General features: G+C 60.4%; 22 protein-coding genes, 2 pseudogenes and 1 other annotated feature. Of the genes and pseudogenes, 11 read left to right on the top strand and 13 right to left on the bottom strand.

The genetic code is table 11. From position 1 onward, the window contains the following. Nucleotides 1-5 precede the first annotated feature (5 nt). Complete coding sequence (locus MOK15_RS20945) at nucleotides 6-857, bottom strand: alpha/beta hydrolase (protein WP_242933606.1); 852 nt, start codon at nucleotides 855-857, stop codon at nucleotides 6-8. Nucleotides 858-965: 108 nt separating this feature from the next. Here MOK15_RS20945 and MOK15_RS20950 point away from each other — a divergent pair, with 108 nt between their 5' ends. Beyond that, nucleotides 966-1,451 (top strand): MarR family transcriptional regulator, encoded by a 486-nt coding sequence (locus tag MOK15_RS20950; protein ID WP_242933607.1) that lies wholly within the window; start codon nucleotides 966-968, stop codon nucleotides 1,449-1,451. Nucleotides 1,452-1,479: 28 nt separating this feature from the next. Here the strand turns inward: MOK15_RS20950 and MOK15_RS20955 are convergent, their stop codons facing one another. Both MOK15_RS20955 and MOK15_RS20960 read right to left on the bottom strand, forming a co-directional pair. Then, complete coding sequence (locus MOK15_RS20955; protein WP_242933608.1) at nucleotides 1,480-2,298, bottom strand: SDR family oxidoreductase; 819 nt, start codon at nucleotides 2,296-2,298, stop codon at nucleotides 1,480-1,482. Then, nucleotides 2,295-2,624: a nuclear transport factor 2 family protein gene (locus MOK15_RS20960; protein WP_242933609.1), complete on the bottom strand. Its 330-nt coding sequence runs from the start codon at nucleotides 2,622-2,624 to the stop codon at nucleotides 2,295-2,297. The genes MOK15_RS20955 and MOK15_RS20960 overlap by 4 nt, the downstream gene beginning before the upstream one ends. A 127-nt stretch (nucleotides 2,625-2,751) precedes the next feature. Between MOK15_RS20960 and MOK15_RS20965 the strand changes: the two are divergent. Next, nucleotides 2,752-3,507 (top strand): annotated as a pseudogene (locus tag MOK15_RS20965) (LysR family transcriptional regulator). A 148-nt stretch (nucleotides 3,508-3,655) separates the two neighbouring features. On the opposite strand, the gene pncB reads toward MOK15_RS20965, so the two are convergent. Both pncB and MOK15_RS20975 read right to left on the bottom strand, forming a co-directional pair. After that, nucleotides 3,656-4,960, bottom strand: a complete 1,305-nt coding sequence (gene pncB, locus MOK15_RS20970) for a nicotinate phosphoribosyltransferase (RefSeq protein ID WP_242933610.1) — start codon at nucleotides 4,958-4,960, stop codon at nucleotides 3,656-3,658. Nucleotides 4,961-5,056: 96 nt separating this feature from the next. Continuing rightward, complete coding sequence (locus MOK15_RS20975) at nucleotides 5,057-5,494, bottom strand: hypothetical protein (protein ID WP_242933611.1); 438 nt, start codon at nucleotides 5,492-5,494, stop codon at nucleotides 5,057-5,059. A gap of 113 nt (nucleotides 5,495-5,607) precedes the next feature. Between MOK15_RS20975 and MOK15_RS20980 the strand changes: the two genes are divergently transcribed. Further along, on the top strand, nucleotides 5,608-5,781 hold the full coding sequence (locus tag MOK15_RS20980; RefSeq protein ID WP_242933612.1) for a DUF6771 family protein: 174 nt from the start codon (nucleotides 5,608-5,610) through the stop codon (nucleotides 5,779-5,781). Nucleotides 5,782-5,917: 136 nt separating this feature from the next. Here the strand turns inward: MOK15_RS20980 and MOK15_RS20985 are convergent, their stop codons facing one another. The 7 genes and pseudogenes from MOK15_RS20985 to MOK15_RS21015 all read right to left on the bottom strand — a co-directional run bounded on the left by MOK15_RS20985 (nucleotide 5,918) and on the right by MOK15_RS21015 (nucleotide 14,515). Next, nucleotides 5,918-6,085 carry a hypothetical protein gene (locus MOK15_RS20985; protein WP_242933613.1) on the bottom strand — a complete coding sequence of 56 codons (168 nt, stop codon included), beginning with the start codon at nucleotides 6,083-6,085 and terminating at the stop codon, nucleotides 5,918-5,920. 19 nt (nucleotides 6,086-6,104) lie between these two features. Then, nucleotides 6,105-6,578 carry a hypothetical protein gene (locus MOK15_RS20990; RefSeq protein ID WP_242933614.1) on the bottom strand — a complete coding sequence of 158 codons (474 nt, stop codon included), beginning with the start codon at nucleotides 6,576-6,578 and terminating at the stop codon, nucleotides 6,105-6,107. 219 nt (nucleotides 6,579-6,797) lie between these two features. Then, entirely contained in the window at nucleotides 6,798-7,904 is a 1,107-nt protein-coding gene (locus MOK15_RS20995; protein ID WP_242933615.1) for an alpha-amylase family glycosyl hydrolase, read from the bottom strand. Next, the gene (locus MOK15_RS21000) at nucleotides 7,901-9,907 is read right to left on the bottom strand and encodes a glycoside hydrolase family 97 protein (protein ID WP_242933616.1); all 2,007 of its coding nucleotides are present in this window, start codon (nucleotides 9,905-9,907) and stop codon (nucleotides 7,901-7,903) included. Before MOK15_RS21000 ends, MOK15_RS20995 begins: the two co-directional genes overlap by 4 nt. Before the next feature lie 14 nt (nucleotides 9,908-9,921). Then, nucleotides 9,922-12,351, bottom strand: a complete 2,430-nt coding sequence (locus MOK15_RS21005; RefSeq protein ID WP_242933617.1) for a TonB-dependent receptor — start codon at nucleotides 12,349-12,351, stop codon at nucleotides 9,922-9,924. Between the two features lie 384 nt (nucleotides 12,352-12,735). Further along, nucleotides 12,736-13,971, bottom strand: a pseudogene (locus MOK15_RS21010) (IS3 family transposase). Continuing rightward, nucleotides 13,576-13,690: a sequence feature (AL1L pseudoknot), on the bottom strand. Its footprint overlaps the pseudogene before it by 115 nt. Nucleotides 13,972-14,248: 277 nt before the next feature. Next, a complete protein-coding gene (locus tag MOK15_RS21015; protein WP_242933618.1) occupies nucleotides 14,249-14,515 on the bottom strand; it encodes a hypothetical protein in 267 nt (88 codons plus the stop codon). Nucleotides 14,516-15,064: 549 nt separating this feature from the next. On the opposite strand from MOK15_RS21015, the gene MOK15_RS21020 reads away from it, so the two are divergent. From MOK15_RS21020 to MOK15_RS21040, 5 genes are all read left to right on the top strand, one after another. Then, nucleotides 15,065-15,397, top strand: coding sequence for a hypothetical protein (locus MOK15_RS21020; protein WP_242933619.1), 333 nt, complete (start codon nucleotides 15,065-15,067; stop codon nucleotides 15,395-15,397). A gap of 9 nt (nucleotides 15,398-15,406) precedes the next feature. Continuing rightward, nucleotides 15,407-15,571, top strand: a complete 165-nt coding sequence (locus tag MOK15_RS21025; RefSeq protein WP_242933620.1) for a DUF6771 family protein — start codon at nucleotides 15,407-15,409, stop codon at nucleotides 15,569-15,571. Between the two features lie 29 nt (nucleotides 15,572-15,600). Further along, on the top strand, nucleotides 15,601-15,936 hold the full coding sequence (locus MOK15_RS21030; RefSeq protein WP_242933621.1) for a hypothetical protein: 336 nt from the start codon (nucleotides 15,601-15,603) through the stop codon (nucleotides 15,934-15,936). Nucleotides 15,937-15,950: 14 nt separating this feature from the next. Continuing rightward, a complete protein-coding gene (locus MOK15_RS21035; protein ID WP_242933622.1) occupies nucleotides 15,951-16,208 on the top strand; it encodes a DUF6429 family protein in 258 nt (85 codons plus the stop codon). 243 nt (nucleotides 16,209-16,451) lie between these two features. Next, on the top strand, nucleotides 16,452-17,354 hold the full coding sequence (locus MOK15_RS21040) for a LysR family transcriptional regulator (protein ID WP_242933623.1): 903 nt from the start codon (nucleotides 16,452-16,454) through the stop codon (nucleotides 17,352-17,354). On the opposite strand, the gene MOK15_RS21045 is transcribed toward MOK15_RS21040, so the two are convergent. Continuing rightward, on the bottom strand, nucleotides 17,320-18,579 hold the full coding sequence (locus MOK15_RS21045) for a cation:dicarboxylase symporter family transporter (protein WP_242933624.1): 1,260 nt from the start codon (nucleotides 18,577-18,579) through the stop codon (nucleotides 17,320-17,322). The genes MOK15_RS21040 and MOK15_RS21045 overlap by 35 nt on opposite strands. A 181-nt stretch (nucleotides 18,580-18,760) precedes the next feature. Between MOK15_RS21045 and MOK15_RS21050 the strand changes: the two genes are divergently transcribed. The 3 genes from MOK15_RS21050 to MOK15_RS21060 are packed head-to-tail and all read left to right on the top strand — an operon-like array spanning nucleotide 18,761 to nucleotide 23,829. Beyond that, complete coding sequence (locus MOK15_RS21050) at nucleotides 18,761-19,603, top strand: substrate-binding domain-containing protein (protein ID WP_242933625.1); 843 nt, start codon at nucleotides 18,761-18,763, stop codon at nucleotides 19,601-19,603. Further along, nucleotides 19,600-20,922 carry an MFS transporter gene (locus tag MOK15_RS21055; RefSeq protein WP_242933626.1) on the top strand — a complete coding sequence of 441 codons (1,323 nt, stop codon included), beginning with the start codon at nucleotides 19,600-19,602 and terminating at the stop codon, nucleotides 20,920-20,922. Before MOK15_RS21050 ends, MOK15_RS21055 begins: the two co-directional genes overlap by 4 nt. 51 nt (nucleotides 20,923-20,973) lie before the next feature. Next, nucleotides 20,974-23,829 (top strand): TonB-dependent receptor, encoded by a 2,856-nt coding sequence (locus MOK15_RS21060; protein WP_242933627.1) that lies wholly within the window; start codon nucleotides 20,974-20,976, stop codon nucleotides 23,827-23,829. The last annotated feature ends 60 nt before the right edge of the window (nucleotides 23,830-23,889 follow it).

A 23,889-nucleotide genomic window follows, 5' to 3' on the forward strand; every position in this document is an offset into this window, starting at 1 on the left:
CTGGTTTATCGCGCGGCGGCGAGCGACTGCCTGGCAGCCTCGTCGATTACGTCCGCGACAGCTTTTGGCTGGGTGAAAAAGACTGCATGACTGGCCGGCACGTTGGTAATTTTGGCGCCGATGCGCTTCGCCATGTCCTGCAGCATCCGCTGGTCAAATGCCTTGTCTTGCGTTGCGATTACGGCCCAGCTTGGTTTCGTGCGCCATGCGGAATGCTGGAGCTTGGTGCCGAATGCCGACATTTTGACCGGCACCTGTGAGATGTTGAGAAAAGCAGCGTCAGCCTTGGACGCATCAGCCGCAAATCCGGCAGCGAAAGTGTCGGGCTTGATGAAGCCAAAGCCGTCCTTGCTGGTTTCGATGACGAACTCGGGCGGTGTGGTGTAACCGTCATATTGCTGGGCTGTGGTCTCACCAGCGTCTGGTGAAAGAGCGGAGACATAGACGAGGCCGCGCACGTTGGGGTGCACGCCAGCCTCAGTGATGACGGTACCGCCCCAGCTATGCCCGACGAGGACGGTGGGGCCGTTCTGCTGGTCCAGCACACGCTGAGTGGCTGCCACATCATCGGCAAGTGAAGTCAGCGGATTCTGAACGATGGACACATGATAGCCGCGCGCAGTGAGATTCTGATAGACCGCGCGCCATCCCGATCCATCGGCAAAGGCACCATGTACAAGGACGATATTCTTCACTGTCGGAGCGGCGGCCGCTTCAAGCGGGCTTTTGCTGGTCTGAGCGGCGACTGAAAACGGCACGCTGCTTGCTGCGGCGGTAGCGAGGACGATATTTCGGATCGTTCTGAACATGGGAATGCCTTTCGCTATGAGATAACCTTTTCCATATTGCAATATCATTTATCGCGATAATTATGTGGCATTTGAGATTGCGTTTGTCAACAATAAATATTATCACGATATATATTCTCGCAACGATGCTATTTGAGCGCTATAAAGGACGCCAATATGCCCAAAACCGCTACCTCTCCGGTGCCGCTGGATGACCAGCTCTGCTTCGCAATCTACTCGGCGGGAATTGCGATCCAGCGTGCTTACAAACCGATGCTGGATGCGTTGGGTCTAACCTACTCGCAATATCTCGTGCTTAACGTACTGTGGCGGAATGATGCCCAGACTGTAGGAAGCGTGGCCCATCAACTCGCCCTCGAATCGAGCACGCTCACACCGCTTCTCAAGCGACTCGAAATAGCCGGGTTGGTGCGTCGAACCCGGAACCCTGCCAATGAGCGACAGGTGGTTATCGCCCTCACAAAGGAAGGCGATGACATGCGCTTCCGCGCAGGATGCCTTAACGACACTTTGCTTGAGGCATCCGGGCAAACGCCTGCTGCGCTTGCCAAGCTTAACGGCGAGATCAACCAGCTTCGTAACGCCGTTTATAGTCATATCGGCGGTTGGTCGGCGCCCGAGGCGCCGACCGAAGCGGATTGAGGGACCCGCTCGTAACTTTTATGGGGTCTCAGACTGTCGGCACCGTACCGCCGTCGATCACATATTCGGTGCCTGTGATGCTTGCCGCGAGGTCGGATGCCAGGAAGGCGATCAGATTTGCGACTTCCTCAGGTTTCGCGGGACGGCCGATCGGAATTCCGCCTAGCGTCTCCATGATCATTTTCTTGCCCTGTTCGATGTCACCCCCATGCTCGGCCGCGAGCCGGGTCGCGAGATCAATGGAGGCCTCGGTTTCAATCCAGCCAGGGGAAACCCGCACGACGCGGACCCCTTGAGGCGATACCTGCTTGGAAAGGCTTTTGCTGTAGGTCGACAGAGCCGCCTTCGCTGCTGCATAGGCCGTGGTTGCCTCCGGCAGGGGCAGTTGGCTCTGGATCGATGTGACATGGATGACGACGCCACTGCCTCGTGACGCCATTGCTGGAACGAGTTCGCGATCAAGGCGAACGGCAGGCATCAGATTGAGATCGAGTTCGTTGCGCCATATATCGTCGCTAAGAGCCTCGAACCCTCCTGCAGGAGCAGATGAACCGCCCAGCATATGGACGATGATATCCACGCCGCCCATGCGCTCCTGTACGGCCTCAGCCAAGTCCGCACAGCCTTGAACACTCGTCAGGTCGGCGGCGACGAACAGTGATTCTGGAAAATCGCCAGGGTTGGTGCGGGCGGTCGTCAGGACCTGCGCCCCAAGTTCTCGAAAGAGGCCGACCGTCGCGGCGCCAGCGCCGCGCGTGCCGGAGGTAATCAACGCTTTCTTCCCATTCAGGTTGAGGAAGCGATCAACACCCGCGCCATGGCTGGCGTCCCGCGGTTTCGCGCTCACGGCACGATCTCCAGCTGGGCGATCTTCTCGTTATCGAGGACGAACAGATAGCGCAGGTCTACCGGGCTTCCGGGAAAATCTCCGGTGAGATGGCTTGTGACAACCGTTTGGTCACCCTCGGCCGTTATCGCAAACGGCTCAGCCGTGTAACTGTATTTCTGAGACGAATCCGCCTTCCACCGCCGGATCGTATCGCGGCCACTGTAGGTCTGTCCCTCATCCTTGACCACCGCGGTGGCCGTGAAGCACGCAGAGACTGCGTCAGCGTTGCGGCTTTTGTCGGCGTCGAAATAGTTCGTGATTACATCGGGCAGCGCGATAGCCATCGTTGATCTCCTTCATGCTGACAGGGCGCATCGGGTCGACGCCCCTCTCGATCTGGCCAACATAAGGCTGGACCTTCTTATTGATAATCGGGATAAACCGCGATGTAACATTGCGAAAAGGAGGACAATGTCTCGCGACGGCTTGACTGAACTTGATGCAGTACTCGCGATTGCGCGGCGCGGCTCGTTCCGGGCGGCTGCGTTGGATCTTGGACTTTCGACGACGGCCCTCAGCAACGTCCTCGGGAACGCTGCGGATCAACGCATTTGCGACCGCCGCGCGTGAGAGATACCCGCACCGCTGCTGTTGCAATTCCTTCGCTGTTGCCCCCAAGTGCATATTGATCTTGTCACGGAGGGACGGCTTGTCGCCATCGTTGCCGATGGCTTCGACCTTGGCGTCCGAAACGCAGATATCGTTCCCAGTGACATGATCGCAATTCCGGTGGGGCCTCCCCGCAGCTACGCTGTCGTCGCCTCACCGACTTACTTCCAGACGCACGGCAGGCCGCGCGTCCCGCCCGACCTGCTTGGTCATTCATGCCTTCGCATCCGATTGCCGAATGGCGCGCTTCACCGTTGGCAGTTCGAAAAGGACGGACAACCTTTCCAGATTGAGGTTCAAGGCCCGATCACTCTTGAGGCCAGTCTCTCGCGCATGGCGATCCTGGCCGACGTCGGTATCGGCTACTGCATGGAGTCCGATGTTCGCGATGATATCGCAGCAGGGCGCCTCGTTCGCATTTTGGAAGATTGGACTCCGCCGCTCGCGCCGCTGTGCCTCTACTATCCTAGCCGACGAAATCCGTCGGCTGCGTTCACGGCCTTGATTAGTCTGGCGCGCGAGCTTGCCGGAAGGAACGCACCAGCAGTGCGCAGCTAAGTTCCGATCAGGAAGTCCGATGGTCGCTTTTGTCATTAGCGGCCATTTAGCCAGCGCACCTAAATGGCCGGACTTGGTCGGCAGGAGCCAGAACCGGACCGTTCGCAGCTGGGGTCTGAATATCGTGAGGGTCGGGCCTGGCGTTCGCTCAAACAAGCACGTTCGTGGCCCGATGCCCCGCACTGCCGAAAACTTGTAGATAGCGTTCGATCTCCTCCGGTCTGCCGGTCGCTTTGGCCGGATTGTCCGAAAGCTTGACGGCCGGTCGGCCATTGGCTTCCACTACCTTGCAAACGAGCGATATCGGATCGAGGCCGTCCGTCTCGAATGGCGCGCAGCCTCGAAAGTCGTTGGTAAGGTTGGTGCCCCAGCCGAAGCTCATGCGGACGCGGCCATGGAAATGGCGATAGGTCGCCTCAATGCTGTCGATATCCATGCCGTCCGAGAAGATCAGCAGCTTCTCGCGAGCATCGCGTCTCTTGTCCTGCCACCAGCGGATGATCTGCTCGCCGCCCTCGATGGGCGGCGCGCTGTCGGGACGGAAGCCGGTCCAGTCAGCGAGCCAATCGGGCGCATTTTTGAGGAAGGCGGTCGTGCCAAACGCGTCCGGAAGGGCGATGAGCAGATTGCCACCATAATGCGCGCGCCAGTCTTCCAGCACGCGATAGGGCGCCTTGGCCAGTTCCTCGTCCCCATCGGCCAACGCTGCGAGCACCATCGGCAGTTCATGTGCATTGGTGCCGATGGCTTCCAGATCGGCGTCCATCGCCAGCAGCACGTTGGAGGAACCGATGAAACGCTTGCCGAGCCCTTCCTTTAACGCCTCCACGCACCATCGCTGCCACAGGAAGCCATGGCGCCGCCGGGTGCCGAAGTCGGAGATGACGAGGTCGGGCAACTGGCTGAGGCGTTCCACCTTGCCCCAGAGCTTTGCCTTGGCGCGGGCATAGAGAACGTCGAGTTCGAAGCGGTCCCGGCCCTTCACCGCGGTGCGCGAGCGCAGTTCGTTGATGATGGTCAGCGCCGGGATCTCCCACATCATCGTGTGGGTCCAGGGGCCATGAAAGCGGAGTTCATACTGGCCGTCGATCTTGCGCAGGTCATAGTCCGGCAGGCGGAAATCTGCGAGCCATTGGATGAAGTCCGGGCCGAACATCTGGGCCTTGCCGTAGAAGCTGTTGCCCGCGAGCCAGATCAGCTCCTTCTTGGCGAAGCGGACGGTGCGAGCATGATCGAGTTGGGCGCGCAGTTCGGCCTCATCGATCACATCCGCCAGTCGTACCGTCTTCGTGCGGTTGATGAGTTCGAAGGTCGCCGGCACGTCCGGATAGAGGTGCCGGACCATCTGCAGCATCAGCAGCTTGTAGAAATCCGTATCGAGAAGGCTGCGCACGATCGGATCGAGCCGCCAGTTATGGTTGTAGGTGCGCGTTGCGATGTCCGTGAAAACCATGGGAGACCTGTTAAGCCGGTAATGAGGGTGAGCATAGGGCCGGCGGGCGCGACTGTCAGCCGACGTCCCCAATCGAAGGCGATATGATCCTGCTCGCTATGAACGGTGACAGTAGATTTCGGGCTGCTTTTTTCCAGGTGAATCATATGCACCGAATAGCACCAGCCTCAAGAGTTCTACCGCAAGATCAGATTTCCCCTGTCGCACAAGCTCTTCGCCCGCAAGCATTCGAGGTGTTGGCGCAGTTGGAACAGCCGCCGCGACTCTAATGACACCAGCCACCACGGCATCTGGCACCTTTATTCCAGCCCTTGCATAGCTTTGGAAATAGGCGATCGCGGCCGTCGGATCACCTTCATCAACCTGCAAGGCATATTCAATCGTTCGGCGGGCCGACGCCAACGCGTCATCCTGCTCGGACGGTGAGGCAGTCAGCGTTAATTCGGTCTGGGCGATGCCTTTCCAGGCGATCGCGCGCGCATTTTGCGGCTTCCTGACGGTTGCCGACAGGCTGCGCGGCGACGAACGCGCCAACGCTATGGAAGCGCAAGGGCAAGCGCGCGTTCGAGGTGGAACGCCTTCGCAGCGAACTTCATGCTCGTGGTTGATACATTGGCCAGTAAGGTTTGAGCCGCCATAGGGCGCGTATGGACGAACAAACGAGTGCAATCATCCTGCGCGTAATCGAACGCGCACCGCAATGGATACGGCATGACCTGGAATCGAAGAATGTCGGCGCGCGTGCCAGAGCGGAGGAAACGCTGGCGGCGATGATTGCCAATGCGCTTTGGGAGGAAGCTGGTAACTCTCCCGAAAATTAGGGCAGTGGTAGCACAAGGGAAAGGCATCTAGTCGCCGGCTCTTGTTGATATGCAACCACTGCGCAACCATGGGCTCGAACCTCGTCGGGCCTTGAGCAAGGTGCCGGACAGCGCGCCGTATCCGACACATGATGACTCATTTGAATGTGCGCTTGCGCTTGGCGATCTCGCCATAGCTGAGATGGCCGATCCGATGAAGTGTGAACACCTCCCATGTGTCCAGCGGCATCCGCGCCGTGCGCAGGATCATGCCCTTGCCGTGGGCGACGCCCAGCAGAAACTCGTGCCGCCGGCCTCGATGCATCCGAAAAGTGGTGGCCGTCTCATTGCGCGGCTGCCGTCCATAGGACATCCCAAGCGTCGATCGTCGTCCGCTGCCCGATTGCTTGTCCGGTAAGCCTGTTTATTCGGCCGGACGGCAATGTGAGGGGCAGGGGGATGGCGCCGAAGTTGAGGAAAATCAGATCCTGTCCGCAGTTCATTCCCAATATCGCTGTATGCCCCGTCTCGAAAGCGGCCGGAGATTCTATCCCACGACTTGCAACACGAGCATCGCGGAGGACCCGGATGTCGGAGGAAATCCGTTGTGCGGTGGGACTGTCCGCGTCAAACCAATCCATCTCGGGGCGATGCACCCAGCGACCCTCGTGCGCACGCGTGGGATCGGTGAGATAGTCGTGATCGTTCAACAGGCCCACTTCGTCCCCCATGAAGATGGTGGCCAGGCCGCCGCTGGCGATCGACAAGGCATTGAGAAGGCAGATGCGCTGCAAGGCCTCTTCCCCTGCTTTGCTCATCCGTCGCGCGCTCAAGGCCTGCCAGGGAGCCCAGAGTTCCGTTCGTGCCGTGTACGCTCGTGCCGTCTGCTTGGAAGGCTTCCCCACATGACCAGCTGCCCTGGCCGCCCTCGATGAAGCACGCTGCCCGGGTCAGGCGTTCAATCGGACTGGGATCGAAGCTCGCAAGGTCATCCAGCACAGTACTCCATCTGATAACATCATGGCATCGCACATAGCTCAGCCAATTCGCGCCCGGGGGAAGACTGCCGTTAGCGCGGATGATCGCCTCCGGCAAAGCCGCATCCCCTTCCGAGAGGGCGACCCATCCGGCCACCATGAGCGAATTATTGTAGACCAGATGGCATTCAGCCTCGAAGCCCTCGCCTTCATCCACGCTGAAATAGGGTGGGACAAAAGCGGTCGGAACGATCGCCTCCGCCTTAATGAGCGTTGCGGGGCAGCGATGTCGAGTGCGGCGCGCAATGCGCGGACGATGTGATGCGCTGCTGGGCGGTTGCGACTGTCCGTCCCGGCCTCCTTCCAGAGGAAGGCGATCGAGTCGAACCGGAAAGCCTCGAACCCATGATTGGCCAGGCGCAGCATCGTGTCGAGTATCGCAAGCATCACCTCCGGGTTGGCCCAATTGAGGTCCCACTGGAAGGGATAGAAGGTTGTCCAGACCCAGCCGCCCATCTCGGGCACTTGGGTAAAATTGCCGGGAGCGGTGCGCGGGAAGACCTGGCGCAGATCCTTCTCGCGCAGGCGCGCAGTTTCCTCGTCGACGACGATATAGAAATCTCGGAACAGGGGGTCGCCTGCCTTGGCGGCCAAAGCCCAATGATGATAGTCGGACGTATGATTGAGTGCGAGATCGACGCAAAGGCTGATCCGGCTGTCCCGAAGTTGCGCCGCCAGCCTTTCGACATCGGCCATCGTCCCTAGCACCGGTTCCACCGCCAGATAGTCCGCGACAGCGAAGCCACCATCGCTGTCGCCCTCCCGTGCCTTGAGAAGCGCGAGCAGGTGAAGGTAGCGAACGCCCAGCGCCTCCAGATGATCGACATGCTGTTCAAGCCCCTGGACGGTCGAGGCGAAGCGATCGACATAGGTCGAATAGCCGAGCATTTCTGGCGCCACGAACCAGGCCGGGTCTGCCGCGCGCCTCGCATCGAGATCGCATAATGCCGCAGAACGATCTTCATGCCTAGCTCGCAGGATTGCCTCGACACGCTTCCAGATGGCATCGACATCATGGGCGTCGCCATACAGGCGGTCGAATTGCCGACGAAGCGTCCGGCCAAAATGCTCGAGGCGATGATCGAGAATGGAACGGTGATATATCACAGGGCCTTGAAACGGATTGCCTGGCCGCCGCCGGGTGCCAGTCGGAGCTCAAGCATATCGGTCGCCGTCACGATGCGCCGACTGATCGCAACGCTGTCAGGCGCGGTTCGCCAGTCGGCCCCGGGACCGTCTGCATATATCTGCGCCTCGTAGCGCTTCCCGGCGGCAAGAAAGTCGAGCGGCACGCTCAACGTGCGCGCCGCTTCATTGGTGATGGCTCCCAGGTACCAGTCGGCGCTGCTGCGGTCCTGTCGCGCGGTCATGACATATTCGCCGATACGTCCCTGGAGTGTCCGGCTGGTTTCCCAATCGGTCGGCACGTCCTGGATGAACCGGAATGCATCGGGATATTCATCATAACGTTCAGGCAGATCGACCGCCATCTGAACCGGGCTGTAGAGTATGACATAGAGGGCGAGTTGGTTGGCGAGCGTCGAGGGCACCCGATTGTTCGGCCGGGTCGCGCGATAATCGAAATGGAAGACGCCCGGCGTATAGTCGAGCGGCCCGGACAGGAGCCGGGTGAAGGGGAGGATGGTGGTGTGATCGGGTGCGTTACCAGTGTCGGGGCTGCCCCCATTATATTCCTGACCCCTTGCCCCTTCCCGGCTCAGAAGATTGGGCCAGGTCCGGCGTAGGCCGGTATCTTTGACGGGTTCGTGCGGGAAGACTGAAATGTGGTGGCGCGCGGCCGCTTCGACGACCTTCTGCAGATTCTCGACGGCATATTGGCTGTCCGGCCAGTAGATCGAGTCCAGCTTCGTGCCGACATAGCCGAGCTTGATCGAGCGAACATCATATCGGTCGTAATAGGCGAGTGCGGGTCCGAGCTGGCGCAGATAGTCCTGCACCTGTGCGCCGGTCTCATGATGGCCGATCAGATCGATGCCTTTGGAGCGAGCATAAGCCGATATGGCGCGCATGTCGAAGGCGGGCTGCGCCTCATCGAAGATGAAGCGCGAATGCCCGTTCACCCACCATTGCGGAACCTCCCATCCCTTGTTCCACCCCTCGACCAGAACGCCCTTGATGCCATGGGCTGCTGCCCAGTCGATATAGTGCCGCGTTCGCTCCGTCGTCGCACCGAGGCGCTCTCCCGGCTCCCAGGTGAGCAGACCGGTATGCATCGCCCAGAAGATGCCGATATACTTTCCCGGGTGAACCCAGCTCACATCGCCCAGTCGATTGGGCTCATTGAGGTTGAGGACGATCGTGGAATCGGCAAGACGGGCGGCATCATTGGCTACAATGACGACGCGCCAGGGCGTTTTCTGGCCGCCATGGACCCGTGCACGGTCGCCATTGGGCCATGGCGAGAGATCAGCCTTGAGCATGCGGCTATTCTCCTCCGGCATACGCAGGTTCATCGAGGAATAGTCGACGAGGGCCGCCTCATGCACGGCCAGGGCCACGCCATCGCCTTCGAGCGTCAATGGCGTCTGTGCGGTCTGGAGGGCGGAGAGCGAAGAGCGGCTATACTCATATTCGCTGTATTTCTCGCGATAGGCAGGGATCGACCATGTGCGATAATTCTGGGCGAAATGGAATTCGGTCTCCTCATCTCTCACGATCAGTTGATCGTCGGGTTTCCCCGGCAGCGTGTAGCGAAATCCGAACCCGTCATCGAATACGCGCAGTTCCACACCGAGCTGTCGTCCGTCCGGTGCAGCTAGCGTAAGAATCAGACCATGATACTTGTCGCGCATCTGGCGCCGTTCGCCCCATGGCTGGCTCCAGCTCTCGTCATGGTCGAGGGACTGGGACGCGGCGACACGAAATCCTGAGTCCAGCGGTGCTGCGTTACTGAATCGAAATCCCAAGCGCGAGCGATCGAGGATCGGCCGTCCGTTGAATGTTGCGCGATAGGCCGCCTCTCCCTTGTCGAGGGAAAGCTCGACCGCGAGTCTGCCATCTGGTGACAGGACAGGTTGGCGAAATTGCGCCAGCGCCGTCGCTGGGGCGGCAAAAGCCGCCGCCAGCACCAAGACGGTCCATTTACGCATCGTGGCGGCTCCGTTCAGAAGGTGTAGGTGATGCCGCCACGAACGCGGCGACCGAAGATCGGGCGGCCCTGGAAAGCCGTTTCCTGAACGCCGATGATTGCGCCCACCCGCGGGTTGCCTTCGGTAAGCCCGACCGTATCGAAGAGATTGGTGACGACGAGCTCCGCCGAAAGCCGATCACTGACCTTGTAGCTCGCGCCAAGTCTTACCTCGGTATAGGCTGGAAGGGCGATCGTGTTCGCGGCATCTGCATAGCGCTTGCCGGTATAGGCAACCTCCCCGAAGATCGCCGCCTTGCTGTCGAACAGATGCAAGGTGGGGCGGATCGAGAACATCCAGTTCGGCTGACGGACGATGCGATTGCCGCTGAAATCGAATGTTGTCCCGTTCTCTACGCCGGAGAAGCCGGTGTAGGAGATATCCTGATAGCTTCCACTCGCGGAGATATCGAAGAAGGAGACCGGACGCAGCGACAATTCGACCTCTACGCCCTTGGAGCGGGCTGCCGCCGTCGCATTCTGGGTAACGGTGTTTCCATTCGACCCCGCTACTTGCGTCTGGAAAGCGACGTTGGGGAAGTTGTTGTAGAAGAGCGTGACGAAAGCGGAGAAAGGCCGCGTATTATATTTGAGCCCACCTTCTACGAGATCGATCCGATCTTCAACGGGAACACCGCCGAACCATTGCGCGAACTCAGGCGTCACACGGAAACTGCGGCTGTAGCGCGCGAAGGCGGCAACCCGCCCGCTGAACTCATAGTTCGCGCCGGCCGAGAAGGCCCATTTTCCTGTCTTGAACCGATAGGGGGTTTCGGCGCCAGTGAAGACCAGGACATTGTCGTCGGCGATCGTCGTTGCGTCGCCCAGGTTCATGCCGATCGTTTGCGCAATCGTGCCCTTCTTACTGACATGATGGTAGCGTGCGCCGAGATCGATCCGCAACTTCGGGGTCACTTGCCAACTGTCGGTCGCATAAAAGGCGTTGATATCGACATTGTCATGGAAACGCTGGAGGTTGCTGTGCAGGTTGAGGAGACCATTGGTGGTCAGCGAGACCGTCTGCTGGCCTGCCGCATCAAGACCCACCACATCGAAGAAGCGCGGGCGATCGACACCCTCAACAAGAATGTCGTTCCAGTTCCAGGTCTGCGTCTGGATGAAATGGCTGAAATAATAGCCGAGTGTCACAGTATGTTGGCCAAATCCGGTCGGCAGCTTTTTCGTCACGCTGAGGTCGTTGACGAAGTTGCGCAGCTTGACCCGCGTATTGAAGATGCTCTCGGGAAGAGCCAATTGATTGCCGAGGGCTGACGCTGCGACCTGCTGGCCGGTCGTTGCATCGAGATAGACGGCCGAAGCCGTATCGGGGCGCGCCGCCTGCAAGCGGCTCAGCGCGCTGTCAAGAAAGTCCTCGCTGGTGGACACGCCCGAGGAGAAGAGGCCATTAAAGTCGACACTCCCGCTTGTGTAGCGGGCGCGATTGTTGACCTCCCAACCATCCCCGAACGGCTTGTTGAAGATGAGCGTGCCTGTATCCGTGCTCGTGTGAACGCCGTCGGTCAGATCGACATCCTTGGCGAATGCGCCGGTGCCATCGGGCACAGTGAGGCGCGCGAAGGCGTTATTGACGAGCGTTCCGTCACCAGCATCGAGGCCGGGCAGTCCCTTCTGCGGGTTTGCCAGTGGAATTGCAGTATAGAAGATGTTGCGATCGTCAAGCTTGCGATAACTGATGAGGAGCGAACCCTCGTCGGCAAAATCATATTGAAAGCCCAGTCGCAACTGGCCGCCACGGTTCCCCGTGAAGCCAGGGTCACGAAGACCGCTGTCACGCCGATAAAAGCCACCGATCGAATAAGAAAGGCGCTCGGTCAAAGGCCCTGAGATGTTGATATCACCGCGATAATGATCCCAGTCACCAAGCTCTATTTTCGCCAGCCCCTGGAACTCGCGCGTCGGCCGCTTCGTAATCACGTTGACAACGCCGCCCGGCGCATTGGACGCGGTGATGGAAGCTGAGCCGCCGCGAACGATCTGCAAGGAGTCTACCGTTGCATCGACGCGGAAGAACTCGTCGGCGTTGGTGAAGGCACCCGCCCCTTCCTCCCAGACCGGAAGGCCATCCTCCAGCAGCGGAAGATAGCGATAATTGTCAGCCGGGAGGCCACGGGAATAGACGTTGTTACCGACTTCGCCGCCGGAGCTTTCGACATAGATGCCGGGCGTCGATGAGATCAAGTCAGCGACGCTGAGTGGGGCCTTCTGCTTGATCTGTTCATCATCGATCGTGGTGATGGCGTAGGACGTCTCGAACTTGCGGCGGCCGGTCCTTGTGCCCGTCACGACGATGTCGTCAAGACCAAGCGTACCTTGGGCGGTCTGGGCGCGGTCGACCTGCGCTGACTCACCATCGGCGCTGCTAACCGTGTCTTGCCCGAACGCCATTTGCGGAAGCGCTACGAGGCAAATCCCCGATGAGCAGAACAACAGATAATGCCGGAAATACCCCATGATCCTCTCTCCCTCAGCGTCGCGAGATCGCTATCGATTCTCTTCATGTCTTTGGTACATCGGACAGCAAACGTTTGCAATATAGAATTGCAAACGTTTGCCGATAATCTGCATGTAGATTGAGTCAATTTGGGGCGCACTTCTCCATGCAACGCCTTGAACCGATATTACGGCGCCCAGACCAGATGGTAGCGATGATGAGACGCAGTCCAGCGCAGCTAAATGTTGTGTGACAACCGCTGCTGCAGCCGATAGCCTGAACCCTCGGAGAAAAATGAAGTGAAGCGTCCCGGGTTTTCGGAGGCGGTTTCATTTGAGTCATGCAACCATATCGAGGGCCTTGTTGGCTGCATAGTAGTTGGCCTCGGCTTCCGCGGGCGAGATATGCCCGATGGGGCCGAAGAGGCGATGGTGGTTGAACCAGTCGACCCAGCGCAGGGTTGCCATTTCCACTGCCGACGCGCTTGGCCATGACCGCTGCCGCCAGATGACTTCGGCCTTGTAGAGGCCGTTGATCGTCTCGGCCAAGGCACAGTTGTAGCTGTCGCCGAGGCTGCCCACCGACGGCACGAGGTTGGCCTCGGCGAGGCGCTGGGTGTAGTTCATGGCAAGGTATTGGGCGGATTCAATTGGTCGTCGCTATGGTGGATCAACCCGTCATCAGGGCCAGGTCTGCGGGCATGGATCGCCTGTTCCAGAGCATCCAGCACGAAGAGCCGGCGGTAGCCGACGTGCTGACCTTCCAGCCCACGATGCGCCGGGCATAGGCATCGATCACGAAGGCCACGTAGAGGAACCCTGCCCAGGTGTGGACGTAGGTGAAGTCGACCACCCACAGGGCATTGGGCCGGCTGACGCGGAACTGGCGGTTGACCTTGTCCAGCGGGCACGGCGCCTTCGGGTGGCTGATGGTCGTGACCGTCGTCTTGCCCCGCCGGACACCTGCCAGCCCCATGGCGCGCATCAGCCGCCACCGTGCACTTGGCGATCACTACACCTTCACGCCGCAGTGGGTGCCAGACCTTGCGCGTGCCGTAGAGACCAAAGCTGGCTTCATGGACACGCTTGATCTGTGCCCGCATTCATCATCGCGCCGAGCACGGACAGGACGTCTGCCAGGATCAGCAAGCCGCCTGGTGTGTTCATGATAGGAGGACGGGGCGATCGCCAGTTCACGGCAGATCGGCTCGATACCCAGGTCCTCGCCATGGGCGTCGATGAACGCCATCATCATCTGCCGTGGCGGTCGAGCTCCGCCATCGCAAAATACGCAGACGCCTTGCGCAGGATCTCGTTGGCCCGTCGCAGTTCCTTGACCTCGCGTTCCAGCAGCTTGAGGCGTTCCCCGTCACTGGCGGCCTGCGCCGCTGGTCCCGCTCGTCGGCTCGCCTCTTCGCGGCACCAGCGGCGCAGCGTCTCGGTCGTGCAGACAACCTTCCCGGCGATCAAGGTCATCGCTGCCCACTCCGACCGGTAATCCCCTCGATGCTCATCCACCATCCGCACGGCACGGTCGCGAAACTCAGGCGAAAACTTGTTCCTTGCTGCGCTCATCACAGCTCCTGCTCACAGATAGGAGCCTCCGAAAAACCCAGGACGCTTCATTCTTCCATGGCCCGTCCCCCGTAAGCAGGGGGCAAGGCGCCGGCCCATCCGACGCAACCCCCGGTTCTTGCTTACTACGAGGGCGGGCTACCTTCACCGACCGATCATATGGTCTAAGAGCAGGCCAACATGGCCGTCTTGCCAGTGATGGGCGGACCGCCAACTATCCACCTCGCTTAAGCGTTCACCGATTGTTCGGCCTTGGCGTTGTCTGGCGTATTTTCCCTCAATAAGGATTGTCCGATAGGACCGGTCTCAAAAATGCGATGGAGCATTGTACATCGTTGCGTGCACGTACGACTGCTTCCACGCAAAGCCGATCGAGAAGGATTTTCACGATTCTGTTTCGATGCGGCATATAGCTTCCCATCACTTGCATGCCACCCGGCAGCAGTTTCTTGATCTGTATATCAGTCAGGATTGGGCCGTCCTGCAAAATGGCCAGCGGGATAGGCCGGCTCCTGAAAGTTTCGTAGATGATCTTGGCGTCCATGTCCTGTGCCTGCTGTCAATTCATGGTCCCTGGCGACCAACCACTTGAAGCGAGGACAGCCGGGATGGCTTCAGGCCGTAAATTCCGCCGGAAGTCGGTACAGGTTAGAGTCCGACTTTTCCTAAGGCCATGTTCATGAAAGGAAATTCAGCTGAACCGTGCGCCATGAACGGCTTGATGAAATTGTCCGGCAAAGACAGTCACCTTGGCCCAATCTCTCCATTGCCGGCAATTTTAGATGGTTGGCGCTCGGCTGTACCACCTGGGTCGAGCTGTATACCGTGAGCGCTCTTCGCCGCTCCGACGATAGCTTCACCCACCAAATTCTCTTCCACAGCGAGGTCGTGTCCCGGCCGGTCAGCTCCGCTAACGTCGAGCTACACCACCAGCCGGGACAGGACCCGTCGCGGACCAGTATAGTAGCGTTCTGCACCCCAATCCCCTGCAGGCCGCAGAAAGGACATCTATGATCTTGACGCGCTGGCGGCCTTGACCAAGGCGAGGAAAAGCTTTGGGTGAAGTTCTCGACGCTGGGACAGGGCAAGGCTTTTGCAGAAGCTGATCGCGCGCCAGCCTGCTCTTCGTCTGGGGTTGCTGCTGGATGATCTCGCCGAGGCCTTGCTCATTGTCGGTATAGCCGATCTGCGCACGCGCAAAGGCGCACTGCTGGTACTGGAATGGATCGATGACGGCTTTACCGCCCCATTGCTGCCGCCATCGGTTTTAAACGCATTCAGGCCAAAATTGCGGGCGCTGCGGCTGAGGAGCGTGCGGCCATCGAGTATCCACATGTGTGGCTGTCGGAAGACCAATTGGAACGCTATCGCGTCGATGCCGGCTGGGCGGCGATTTTTCAATGACTCATACCCCGCGCCTTTATAGGGACACTGCATGGACGAACCTACCAAGATGACCATATTGCGCGTGATTGAGCGCGCGCCGCAATGGATTCGGCATGATTTTGAGGCAAAAGATTCAAGAGTCCGTGCCAGAGCAGAGGAAACGCTGGCGGCGATGATCGAAAATGCACTCCATGGCGATCAATCGGGAGTTTGAGACGCGGATTTGTGAGGAGCAACGAAAGCATGTGTCGCTGGACCGTCCAATCGCTTGCTACCGCCCTGGCGCTCACCTTCAGCCTATCACAGTTCGCCTCGGCGGAGACGAAAGCGCAAATTCGAGTCCGCTGCGAGGGTGGCCGGTATTTTCTCCTGCGCCTCGATCCTCAACGAGCAACCGTCGTCGCGGAAAAGCGCCGCTATGAAATGCGCCGCAAAGTATCTTCTCTTGGCCAATATTATCATAGTACCGAAGCAACGCTGATCATTGACGGCAATTTTGTCGCCTTCGTTCCGAGGGAGGATTGGGATTGGCAAGGTTGCCGGATCGATCGACCACCCGAACCATCAACGAAGGATTGAGCCGGAGCGTCACTATGAACCACAAGGATATCGACACGGACCGGATCGATGAGGCGGTGCTGGCGCTGCTGTTCCTGACGCTACACGAGGAGGATCAGCTATTCGGCACGGCTAGGTCTTGGAAGTCCTTCGACTGGAGCGCGCTCGACCGCCTGCATCAGCGAGGGTTGATCCTCGATCCGGTGGGCAAATCGAAATCCGTGATCCTGACACGGGAAGGCAGACGGCGCAGCCAGGAACTGTTCGGCCAGCTTTTCACGAAAACCGCGTGACGATGGGGCAGAACGAGGCTTCGCCGGATGCAGTCCTTGTAATGACGAAGCCCCGTCCTGTCTAACCTATGGCTGGATGGCATTTATGCGCCATGAACCGATAGAGCGGGAGACTGCCATGGCAGTCTGTGATCGGTTGGCTTGCCTTCCATATTATTGATGCAAGAAGAGCAATAATTTGGCAAATTTGATCTGCCCATGTTATCGGACGAAGCTCTTCTCGCGACACATTCCGGTGCCTTGATGCTGACGATCAATTGTGAACTGCTGGATCTTCGAGCCCTTGTCGCTGTTTCCGAAGGGCGCAGCTTCCATCGTGCGGCGCAGCAACTCAACCTGTCCCAACCCGCGCTAAGTAGACGAATACAGAAGCTCGAAAATGCTGTGGGAACCTTGCTGATCGAGCGGACCACCCGCACTGTTCGGCTGACACCTTCAGGACAGGAGGTCATTCCGCTTATCCGTCGCATGCTGGACGAAATCGACGGATCGCTCGTGGGGCTGATGGTGCAGGGCGAGCATCAGGCGGGGCGCATTACGATGGCTAGCGTACCCAGTGCCACCGTGCGTTTCTTGCCGGAAGTGCTGCAACGGTTCGCAGAGGATTATCGTAATACCCGCGTCCGCATCCTCGACCTGTCCGCCACCGAATGTGCGGAGGCGGTGCGGACGGGGGAAGCGGAATTCGGCTTGTCGCTGCCCGTGTCCGTCGATGCGGACCTGTCCTACACAGCGCTGCATGAAGACCCTTATGGCTTGATATGCCGCAAGGATGATCCGTTGGCGGCGATGTCGGACGTGGCGTGGGCCGACCTGATCGGTATGCGGCTTGTCACCGTCCACCGTGCCAGCGGCAATCGCACGACGCTGGAAGCGGGCCTTGCCGCGCACGGCATCAATCTGACATGGTTCTATGAAGTCACGCGGTTGACATCGGCGCTGGCACTGGTCGATGCGGGGCTGGGTCCGTCGATCCTGCCGCGCCTCGCCTGCGCGGGGCCAGAGGCGCGGGATCTGGTCTGGCGGCCGCTTGGCGAACCTGTCATCGCGCGCACGATCGGGCTGCTGAAACGGCCTGCCGCGCCGCTGTCGCCTGCTGCGGCGCGGCTCGTCACTCTTCTGTCCGAAGCGTGGGCGGCGGCGTGACCAGACTGATCGTCGCGCCATCCCATCGCGCGACCAGCAACGACGCGCTGATATTCGCCAGCCCGCTGGTGAGCGCCCGCATGGTCGACAGGATGCGATCCACCGCGATCAGCATCGCCGCTGCGCCGACCGGTATATCGGGCAGGAGCGACAGGGTCAGCAGAAGGGCGGAAAAGCCGCTCCCCGTGACGCCCGCAGCCGTCTTGGACGTTGCCAGCATGACGATCAGGTACAGTGCCAGCCGGTCCGGCGGCATCGCGATGTCAAGCGTTTCGGACAGGAACAGCGTTGCCACCACCAGATAGACCGCTGTTCCTGCAAGATTAAGGGTATAGCCAAGCGGCACGACCAGACCCACGACCGCAGGGCTGGCTCCCAAAGCTTCCAGTTTCGTCATAAGTCGCGGCAACACGACCTCGCTGGATGACGTACCGGCCACGATGAGCAATTCGTCGCGAAAATAGCGCAGCAGCCTGAACGGTGACAGGCCCGTCACACCCCGGACGACGATCAGGAGTATGGCGATCACGGCCATGCAGGCCAGCGCTAAAGTGGCTACCAGCATCCCCAGCGAACCGATAAAGCCGATGCCATAGGTGCCGACCGTATAGGCGATCGCGCCAAAGGCGCCGACGGGCGCGATCCGTACGAGAAAGCCGAAAATCGCGAACTGCAATTTGGTCAGCGCTCGCAATCCCTTGGCGATCGGATCACCCGCCGGGCCGATGCGCACCAGCCCGAAGCCGACCAGGCCCGCGATGAACAGCACCGGCAATACATCGCCAGCGGTGAAGGCGGAAAAGAAGGTTTCCGGCACCATCCGCAGCAGGAATTCCCCCGGACCGTTGATCGGCGCGGCGGCCAGTTGCCGGTGCAGGTCGAGATTTACGGGAACCGGCGGCAGGCTCAACCCCGCGCCGGGCCGCATCAGGCTGGCGACGGACGTGCCGGCCAGCAGGGCGATGATGGTTATCGCCAGAAAGATGATCAGCGCGCGGGCGATGGTCGACCCGGTGCGCAGCGCCCCACCATGCAGCACGATGCCGTCGACGATGGTGCAGAACAGGATCGGCGGCACCATCATGCGCATCGTCTTGATGAAGGCGATGCCCAGCGGACCCAGCACGACACCGACCGCAGGCCAGACATGACCCACGATCGTCCCGGCGACGATGCCCAGAATCATCTGGACATAAAGCTGACGAAGCACCCCTGCTCTCCCCATTTATGCGCAAAGCACATCAACTGCGCCGGTCATTGCATTTGATAAATCTATGGCCAGCCGCTTCTATCGTCAAATGAATGTCGCGTCGCGGATCGGTTCGCATCCATCGACGCAAGGATCGCCCGTAGAGGCAGGCGCAAGGGAGCGGAACGGCAATGCAACGGCCATCGGATAATTTTTCATGACCGCTTTGCGATCGTTCCGCTTGCGGCGGCGCATGGGATCGGCGCTGGCCCTGTTGGTTGCGCCTCTGCTCTTTGGGTGTCAGACCGCGTCCACTACGCCCGTGCTCAAGGCGGCACCTTCCGCCGAACTGCACGTCCTGACGTCAGGCGGTTTCAACATCGCGTTCGACGCGCTGGCCAAACAATATATGGCTGAAACCGGCACGCGCATCGTCACGGGACACGGCCCGTCCATGGGCGACACGCCCCAGGCCATTCCTGCGCGTCTTGCCCGGCATGAGGACGCCGATGTCGTGATCCTTGCCCGGTCTGCGCTTGACCGGCTGGCGGTTGAGGGCAAGGTGACGCCCAGCACGCAGGTCGATCTGGGCCTGTCGAAAATCGCGATTGCGGTCAAAGCGGGTGCGCCCGTTCCCGACATTTCGACGCCGGAAGCTTTGCGCGACACCTTAATCGCTGCGAAATCAGTGGCGTGGTCGGACAGTGCGAGCGGCGTCTACATCCAGACCACGATGCTCGATAAACTGGGTATCGCCGATCAGGTCCGTCCCAAGGGCCGCATGATTCCCGCCACGCCCGTCGGCGAGATCGTCGCCAGCGGGCAGGCCGAGATCGGCTTCCAGCAATTGTCGGAACTGAAACCCGTCAAGGGCATCCGTATCATCGGCCTGCTGCCCGACTCCCTTCAGAAAGTCACGGCCTTCTCCGGCGGCATCGTCGCCTACTCCACCAGACAGCAACCGGCCCGCGCCCTGCTGGACTATCTCTCCTCCTCCAAGGCCGATGCCGTCATCCGCGAAAGCGGGCTGGAACCAGCATCACGAAAGGCAAATCCATGACCGCGCAAACGACGCTGGCTTCCGGCGGCACCGCCGAAGTCACGGCGGAAAAAAAGCAATCCGCCTTCAAATCCATCTTCATCGTCGCCAGCGGCAACTTTCTGGAGATGTTCGATTTCATGGTGTTCGGCTATTACGCCACCTATATTTCGAAGGCCTTCTTTCCGACCGGCAGTGAATTTGCGTCGCTTCTGCTGACGCTGATGACCTTTGGCGCGGGCTTCCTGATGCGGCCGGTGGGTGCGCTGGTGCTGGGCGCTTATGTGGATCATCATGGGCGCCGCAAGGGGTTGCTGCTGGTTCTGGGCCTGATGGCCCTGGGCACGTTGGCTATCGCCATTACGCCGACCTATGAGCAGATCGGCCTTGCCGCGCCGCTGATCATTCTAGCGGGACGCCTCGTTCAGGGTCTGTCGGCAGGGGTCGAGGTCGGCGGCGTATCCGTCTACCTCAACGAAATCGCGCCGCCGCACCGCAAGGGCTTCTTCACCTCGTGGCAGTCGGCCAGCCAACAGGCGGCGGTAGTGTTCGCCGCGCTGATCGGCCTGATTGTATCGACCAGCCTGTCGCCCGAAACGATGCAGGCCTGGGGCTGGCGCATCCCCTTCATCATCGGCTGCGTGATGATCCCCTTCCTGTTCATCATCCGCCGCCATGTCGAGGAAACCGAAGCCTTCCTTAACCGCAAGGAACATCCCAAGATCGGCCAGATCATGCGGATCATCGGCAATAACTGGGGCATCGTTCTTCAGGGCGCGCTGATGGCGGTGATGACGACCGTCTTCTTCTACATGATCACGGCTTACACCCCGACTTTCGGCAGCAAGGTGCTGAACTTGGGCGCAGGCGACGCGCTGTTCGTCACCGCCTGCGTCGGCCTCACCAACTTCATCCTTTTGCCCGTCATGGGCGCGCTGTCGGACAAGGTCGGTCGTCGACCGCTGCTGATCACCGCAACGGTGCTGGGCGCGGTGCTGGCCTATCCGCTGATGAGCTGGCTGGTTGCCGATCCCAGCTTTGGCAAGCTGCTGGCCGTCGAACTGCTGCTGGCCGCGATCTACGCCACCTATAACGGCGCCTTCATCGTCTATCTGACCGAGATCATTCCGGGGCATGTCCGCACCGTGGGCTTCAGCCTGGCGTACAGCATGGCGACGGCGATCTTCGGTGGCTTTACCCCGGCGATCAGCACCGCGCTGATCGGCGTGACGGGGGACAAGGCGATCCCCGGCGCGTGGTGCGCCGCCGCCGCCGTCATTTCCCTGCTCGCGCTGCTGATCGGCAGCCGTATCAACCGCCGCGCAGAGGATCAGGCCTAAACACTCACTGACGTTTCAAAACCAACGATAAAAAATCCGGGAGAATTTGAGATGCACACCAAACTGAAAAGCCTGTTCGCGCAAGGGTCAGCGCTGATGCCGATGGCATTGGCGCTGGCGATCGCAACGCCGGTCATGGCGCAGGATGCGGCCGCGCCGGTCGCGGAAACGGCGACGCCTGCCGATGATGCGCCACCTGCACAGGGCACGGCCGCCGTCGATGACGCATCGATCGTCGTCACCGGCAGCCGCGTCGCCAACGGCTTCAAGACACCGACCCCGGTGACGATGGCCAGTTCCGAACAGTTGCGCGTCGCAGCACCAACTAATCTGGCCGACGGCCTGAATCAGTTGCCGGCCTTCAGCGGCAGCACGAAGACATCCAGCCCGTCCACCACCAACAGCCGTGGCGGCAGCAGCGGCCAGAATCTGCTCAACCTTCGCGGCCTTGGCGCGCAGCGGACACTGATCCTGCTCGACGGACGTCGCCTGCCTGCGACCAACAGTGGCGGGTCGGTCGACATCAACATCATTCCGCAGGAGCTGGTCAGCCGGGTCGATGTCGTCACCGGCGGCGCATCGGCGGCCTATGGTTCGGACGCGGTGGCGGGCGTCGTCAACTTCGTCCTCGACACCAAGCTCAAGGGCTTCAAGGCCGAGGCGCTGACCGGTATTTCGACGCACGGCGACCTGCCATCCTTTGGCGGCTCGCTGGCCTATGGCACGGCGGGCGCCGACGACCGGCTGCGTTTCGTCGCGGGCGTGGATTATTTCTACCAGAAGGGGTTGCGCGCGGATCAGGAAACCGGGCGCGACTGGTTCGACGGCAATGCAGGGCAGATCGTGAACCCTGTGGCAGGCGCGCGTCCGCTCAACCTCATCATCCCCTCGATCCGCAGTTCGATCGGCACCTATGGCGGCCTGATCAGTTCGGGGCCGCTCAGGGGCACGCAGTTTCTGGAGGGCGGCAGGTCTGCGCCCTTCAACTATGGCACGGTGACAGGCACGGCATTCCAGAGCGGCGGCGACGGTGCGCGTGCCAATATCGGCCTGCAACCCACGCAGGAACGGTATAACGGCTTCGCCCGCGCCGAATTCGATCTGTCGTCGGCGGCGACCTTCTTCGTCGAAGGGCTGTATGCCCGCAGTCACACGAACCAAGGCGCATTCGTTAGCCAGAATGTGGGGTCGAACGCGGCCTACACCATCTATCGCGACAATGCCTATCTGCCGGCCGACATCCTGGCCCGCATGATTGCGGCCAATGTCGAGTCGTTCCAGCTCGGCCGGTTCGAAAAGGAACTCCCGCTGGTCGAAAATGAATCGACCATCGACGTCTATCATGGCTCGGTCGGCGTGCGTGGCGACCTGGGCGGACCGTGGAAATATGATGCGTCCTATAATTTCGGCCAATCCGATCAGGAACTGCGTTCCAATAACCTGACCATTGCGCGCAACCTCTATGCGTCCGCCGACGCGGTGCGCAATGCGTCCGGCCAGATCGTCTGCCGCTCCACGCTGGCGGGTCTCGACTCGGGCTGCACCCCGCGCAACCTGTTCGGACCGCAAGCGGCCAATCAGGCGATCACCGACTATGTCACCGGCGACAATGTGCTGAACCTGCGCCTGCGCCAGCATGTCGTGTCCGCCAACATCAACGGCGACCTGGGCGAAAGCATCCAGCTGGCCGGGCCGATCGCGATCGCTGCGGGTGTCGAATATCGCAAGGAAACGGCGAACCAGACCACCGACGCGCTGTCGCCCACGCGCATCGACTTCACCGGTATCCGCGGCGGACCAGCCGCGCTGTCCGGGCGTCAGGGGCCTTATCGCTTCTTCAATCCTCTGCCATTCTCCGGCGAATATGATATCCGGGAAGGCTATCTGGAAGTCGCGATCCCGATCCTGAAGGACAGCCCGATCGCCCAGTCGCTCGACCTCAATGGCGCGGTGCGCTACGCCGATTACAGCACATCAGGCGGCGTCACGACATGGAAGCTGGGCGGAAGCTGGGAATTGAACGATGCCCTGCGCCTGCGTGGCACCATGTCACAGGATATTCGCGCGCCCAACCTGCTCGAACTGTTCAATCCCGCGACGCAGCTCAACGGCAATGTCGTCTATAATGGCGTGACCACGCCGCAGGTGAACTTCGCCACCGGCAACCCCAATCTGAAGCCGGAACGCGCGCGCACCCTGACCTTCGGCGGCGTCTATCAGCCCGGCTGGCTGCCCGGCTTCCAGGCGTCGCTCGACTATTACAAGATCAAACTGAAAGACGCGATCTCCACGCTGCCAGAACAGCGGGTGGTCGACGAATGTGCGGCGGGCAATCAGGTCCAGTGCGCGAACATCACGGTGCTGCCTTCGGGATCGCTCAGCATCCTGCGCCCCAACCTCAATCTGGCGGTGCAGACCGTCGCGGGCATAGATTTCGAGATTGGCTACAAGACCGACTTTGCCGGCGGCGACCTTAATGTGCGTCTGATCGGCAACCATGCGACGACGAACAATTCGCAGACGCCGGGTTCTCCGGTCCGCGAAGGGCTGGGTGAAACGATCACGCCCAAATGGAGCGGGGTGCTTCAGGCAAACTGGTCGAACGAGGCCTTTTCCCTGTTCGTGCAGGAACGCTTCATCAGCGCGGCAAAACTGGACGCCACCCGGATCGAAGGTATCGACATCAACGACAACAGTACGCCCGCGGTGTTCTACACCAACGTCACCGGCACCTATAATCTGAACATCGGCGGCGGAAAGCAGCAGATCTACCTGTCGGTGGCGAACCTGTTCAATCGCGCGCCGCCGCTGTCGCCTCCGCCCGTCACCACCTTCACCACGGCGGCGAGCAGCGCATATGACCCCATCGGCCGTTATATTACGGCAGGCGTGCGGGTTTCTTTCTGAACGACCATCGCGGGCGCGGCATGAGTGTCGCGCTCGCACTTTCATAGGGGAGAGGAGATA

This window comes from Sphingobium sp. BYY-5, from assembly GCF_022758885.1.
Classification (GTDB): Bacteria; Pseudomonadota; Alphaproteobacteria; order Sphingomonadales; family Sphingomonadaceae; genus Sphingobium.

Excerpts from the sequence above, each read along its gene's own strand:
- MOK15_RS20945 (WP_242933606.1), bottom strand. The coding sequence starts at position 857 with ATGATATTGCAATATGGAAAAGGTTATCTCATAGCGAAAGGCATTCCC.
- MOK15_RS20950 (WP_242933607.1), top strand. The coding sequence starts at position 966 with ATGCCCAAAACCGCTACCTCTCCGGTGCCGCTGGATGACCAGCTCTGC.
- MOK15_RS20960 (WP_242933609.1), bottom strand. The coding sequence starts at position 2,624 with ATGGCTATCGCGCTGCCCGATGTAATCACGAACTATTTCGACGCCGAC.
- pncB (WP_242933610.1), bottom strand. The coding sequence starts at position 4,960 with ATGGTTTTCACGGACATCGCAACGCGCACCTACAACCATAACTGGCGG.
- MOK15_RS20980 (WP_242933612.1), top strand. The coding sequence starts at position 5,608 with ATGGACGAACAAACGAGTGCAATCATCCTGCGCGTAATCGAACGCGCA.
- MOK15_RS20985 (WP_242933613.1), bottom strand. The coding sequence starts at position 6,085 with ATGCATCGAGGCCGGCGGCACGAGTTTCTGCTGGGCGTCGCCCACGGC.
- MOK15_RS20990 (WP_242933614.1), bottom strand. The coding sequence starts at position 6,578 with ATGAGCAAAGCAGGGGAAGAGGCCTTGCAGCGCATCTGCCTTCTCAAT.
- MOK15_RS21000 (WP_242933616.1), bottom strand. The coding sequence starts at position 9,907 with ATGCGTAAATGGACCGTCTTGGTGCTGGCGGCGGCTTTTGCCGCCCCA.
- MOK15_RS21005 (WP_242933617.1), bottom strand. The coding sequence starts at position 12,351 with ATGGCGTTCGGGCAAGACACGGTTAGCAGCGCCGATGGTGAGTCAGCG.
- MOK15_RS21015 (WP_242933618.1), bottom strand. The coding sequence starts at position 14,515 with ATGGACGCCAAGATCATCTACGAAACTTTCAGGAGCCGGCCTATCCCG.
- MOK15_RS21025 (WP_242933620.1), top strand. The coding sequence starts at position 15,407 with ATGGACGAACCTACCAAGATGACCATATTGCGCGTGATTGAGCGCGCG.
- MOK15_RS21030 (WP_242933621.1), top strand. The coding sequence starts at position 15,601 with ATGTGTCGCTGGACCGTCCAATCGCTTGCTACCGCCCTGGCGCTCACC.
- MOK15_RS21035 (WP_242933622.1), top strand. The coding sequence starts at position 15,951 with ATGAACCACAAGGATATCGACACGGACCGGATCGATGAGGCGGTGCTG.
- MOK15_RS21040 (WP_242933623.1), top strand. The coding sequence starts at position 16,452 with ATGCTGACGATCAATTGTGAACTGCTGGATCTTCGAGCCCTTGTCGCT.
- MOK15_RS21045 (WP_242933624.1), bottom strand. The coding sequence starts at position 18,579 with ATGGGGAGAGCAGGGGTGCTTCGTCAGCTTTATGTCCAGATGATTCTG.
- MOK15_RS21050 (WP_242933625.1), top strand. The coding sequence starts at position 18,761 with ATGACCGCTTTGCGATCGTTCCGCTTGCGGCGGCGCATGGGATCGGCG.
- MOK15_RS21055 (WP_242933626.1), top strand. The coding sequence starts at position 19,600 with ATGACCGCGCAAACGACGCTGGCTTCCGGCGGCACCGCCGAAGTCACG.
- MOK15_RS21060 (WP_242933627.1), top strand. The coding sequence starts at position 20,974 with ATGCACACCAAACTGAAAAGCCTGTTCGCGCAAGGGTCAGCGCTGATG.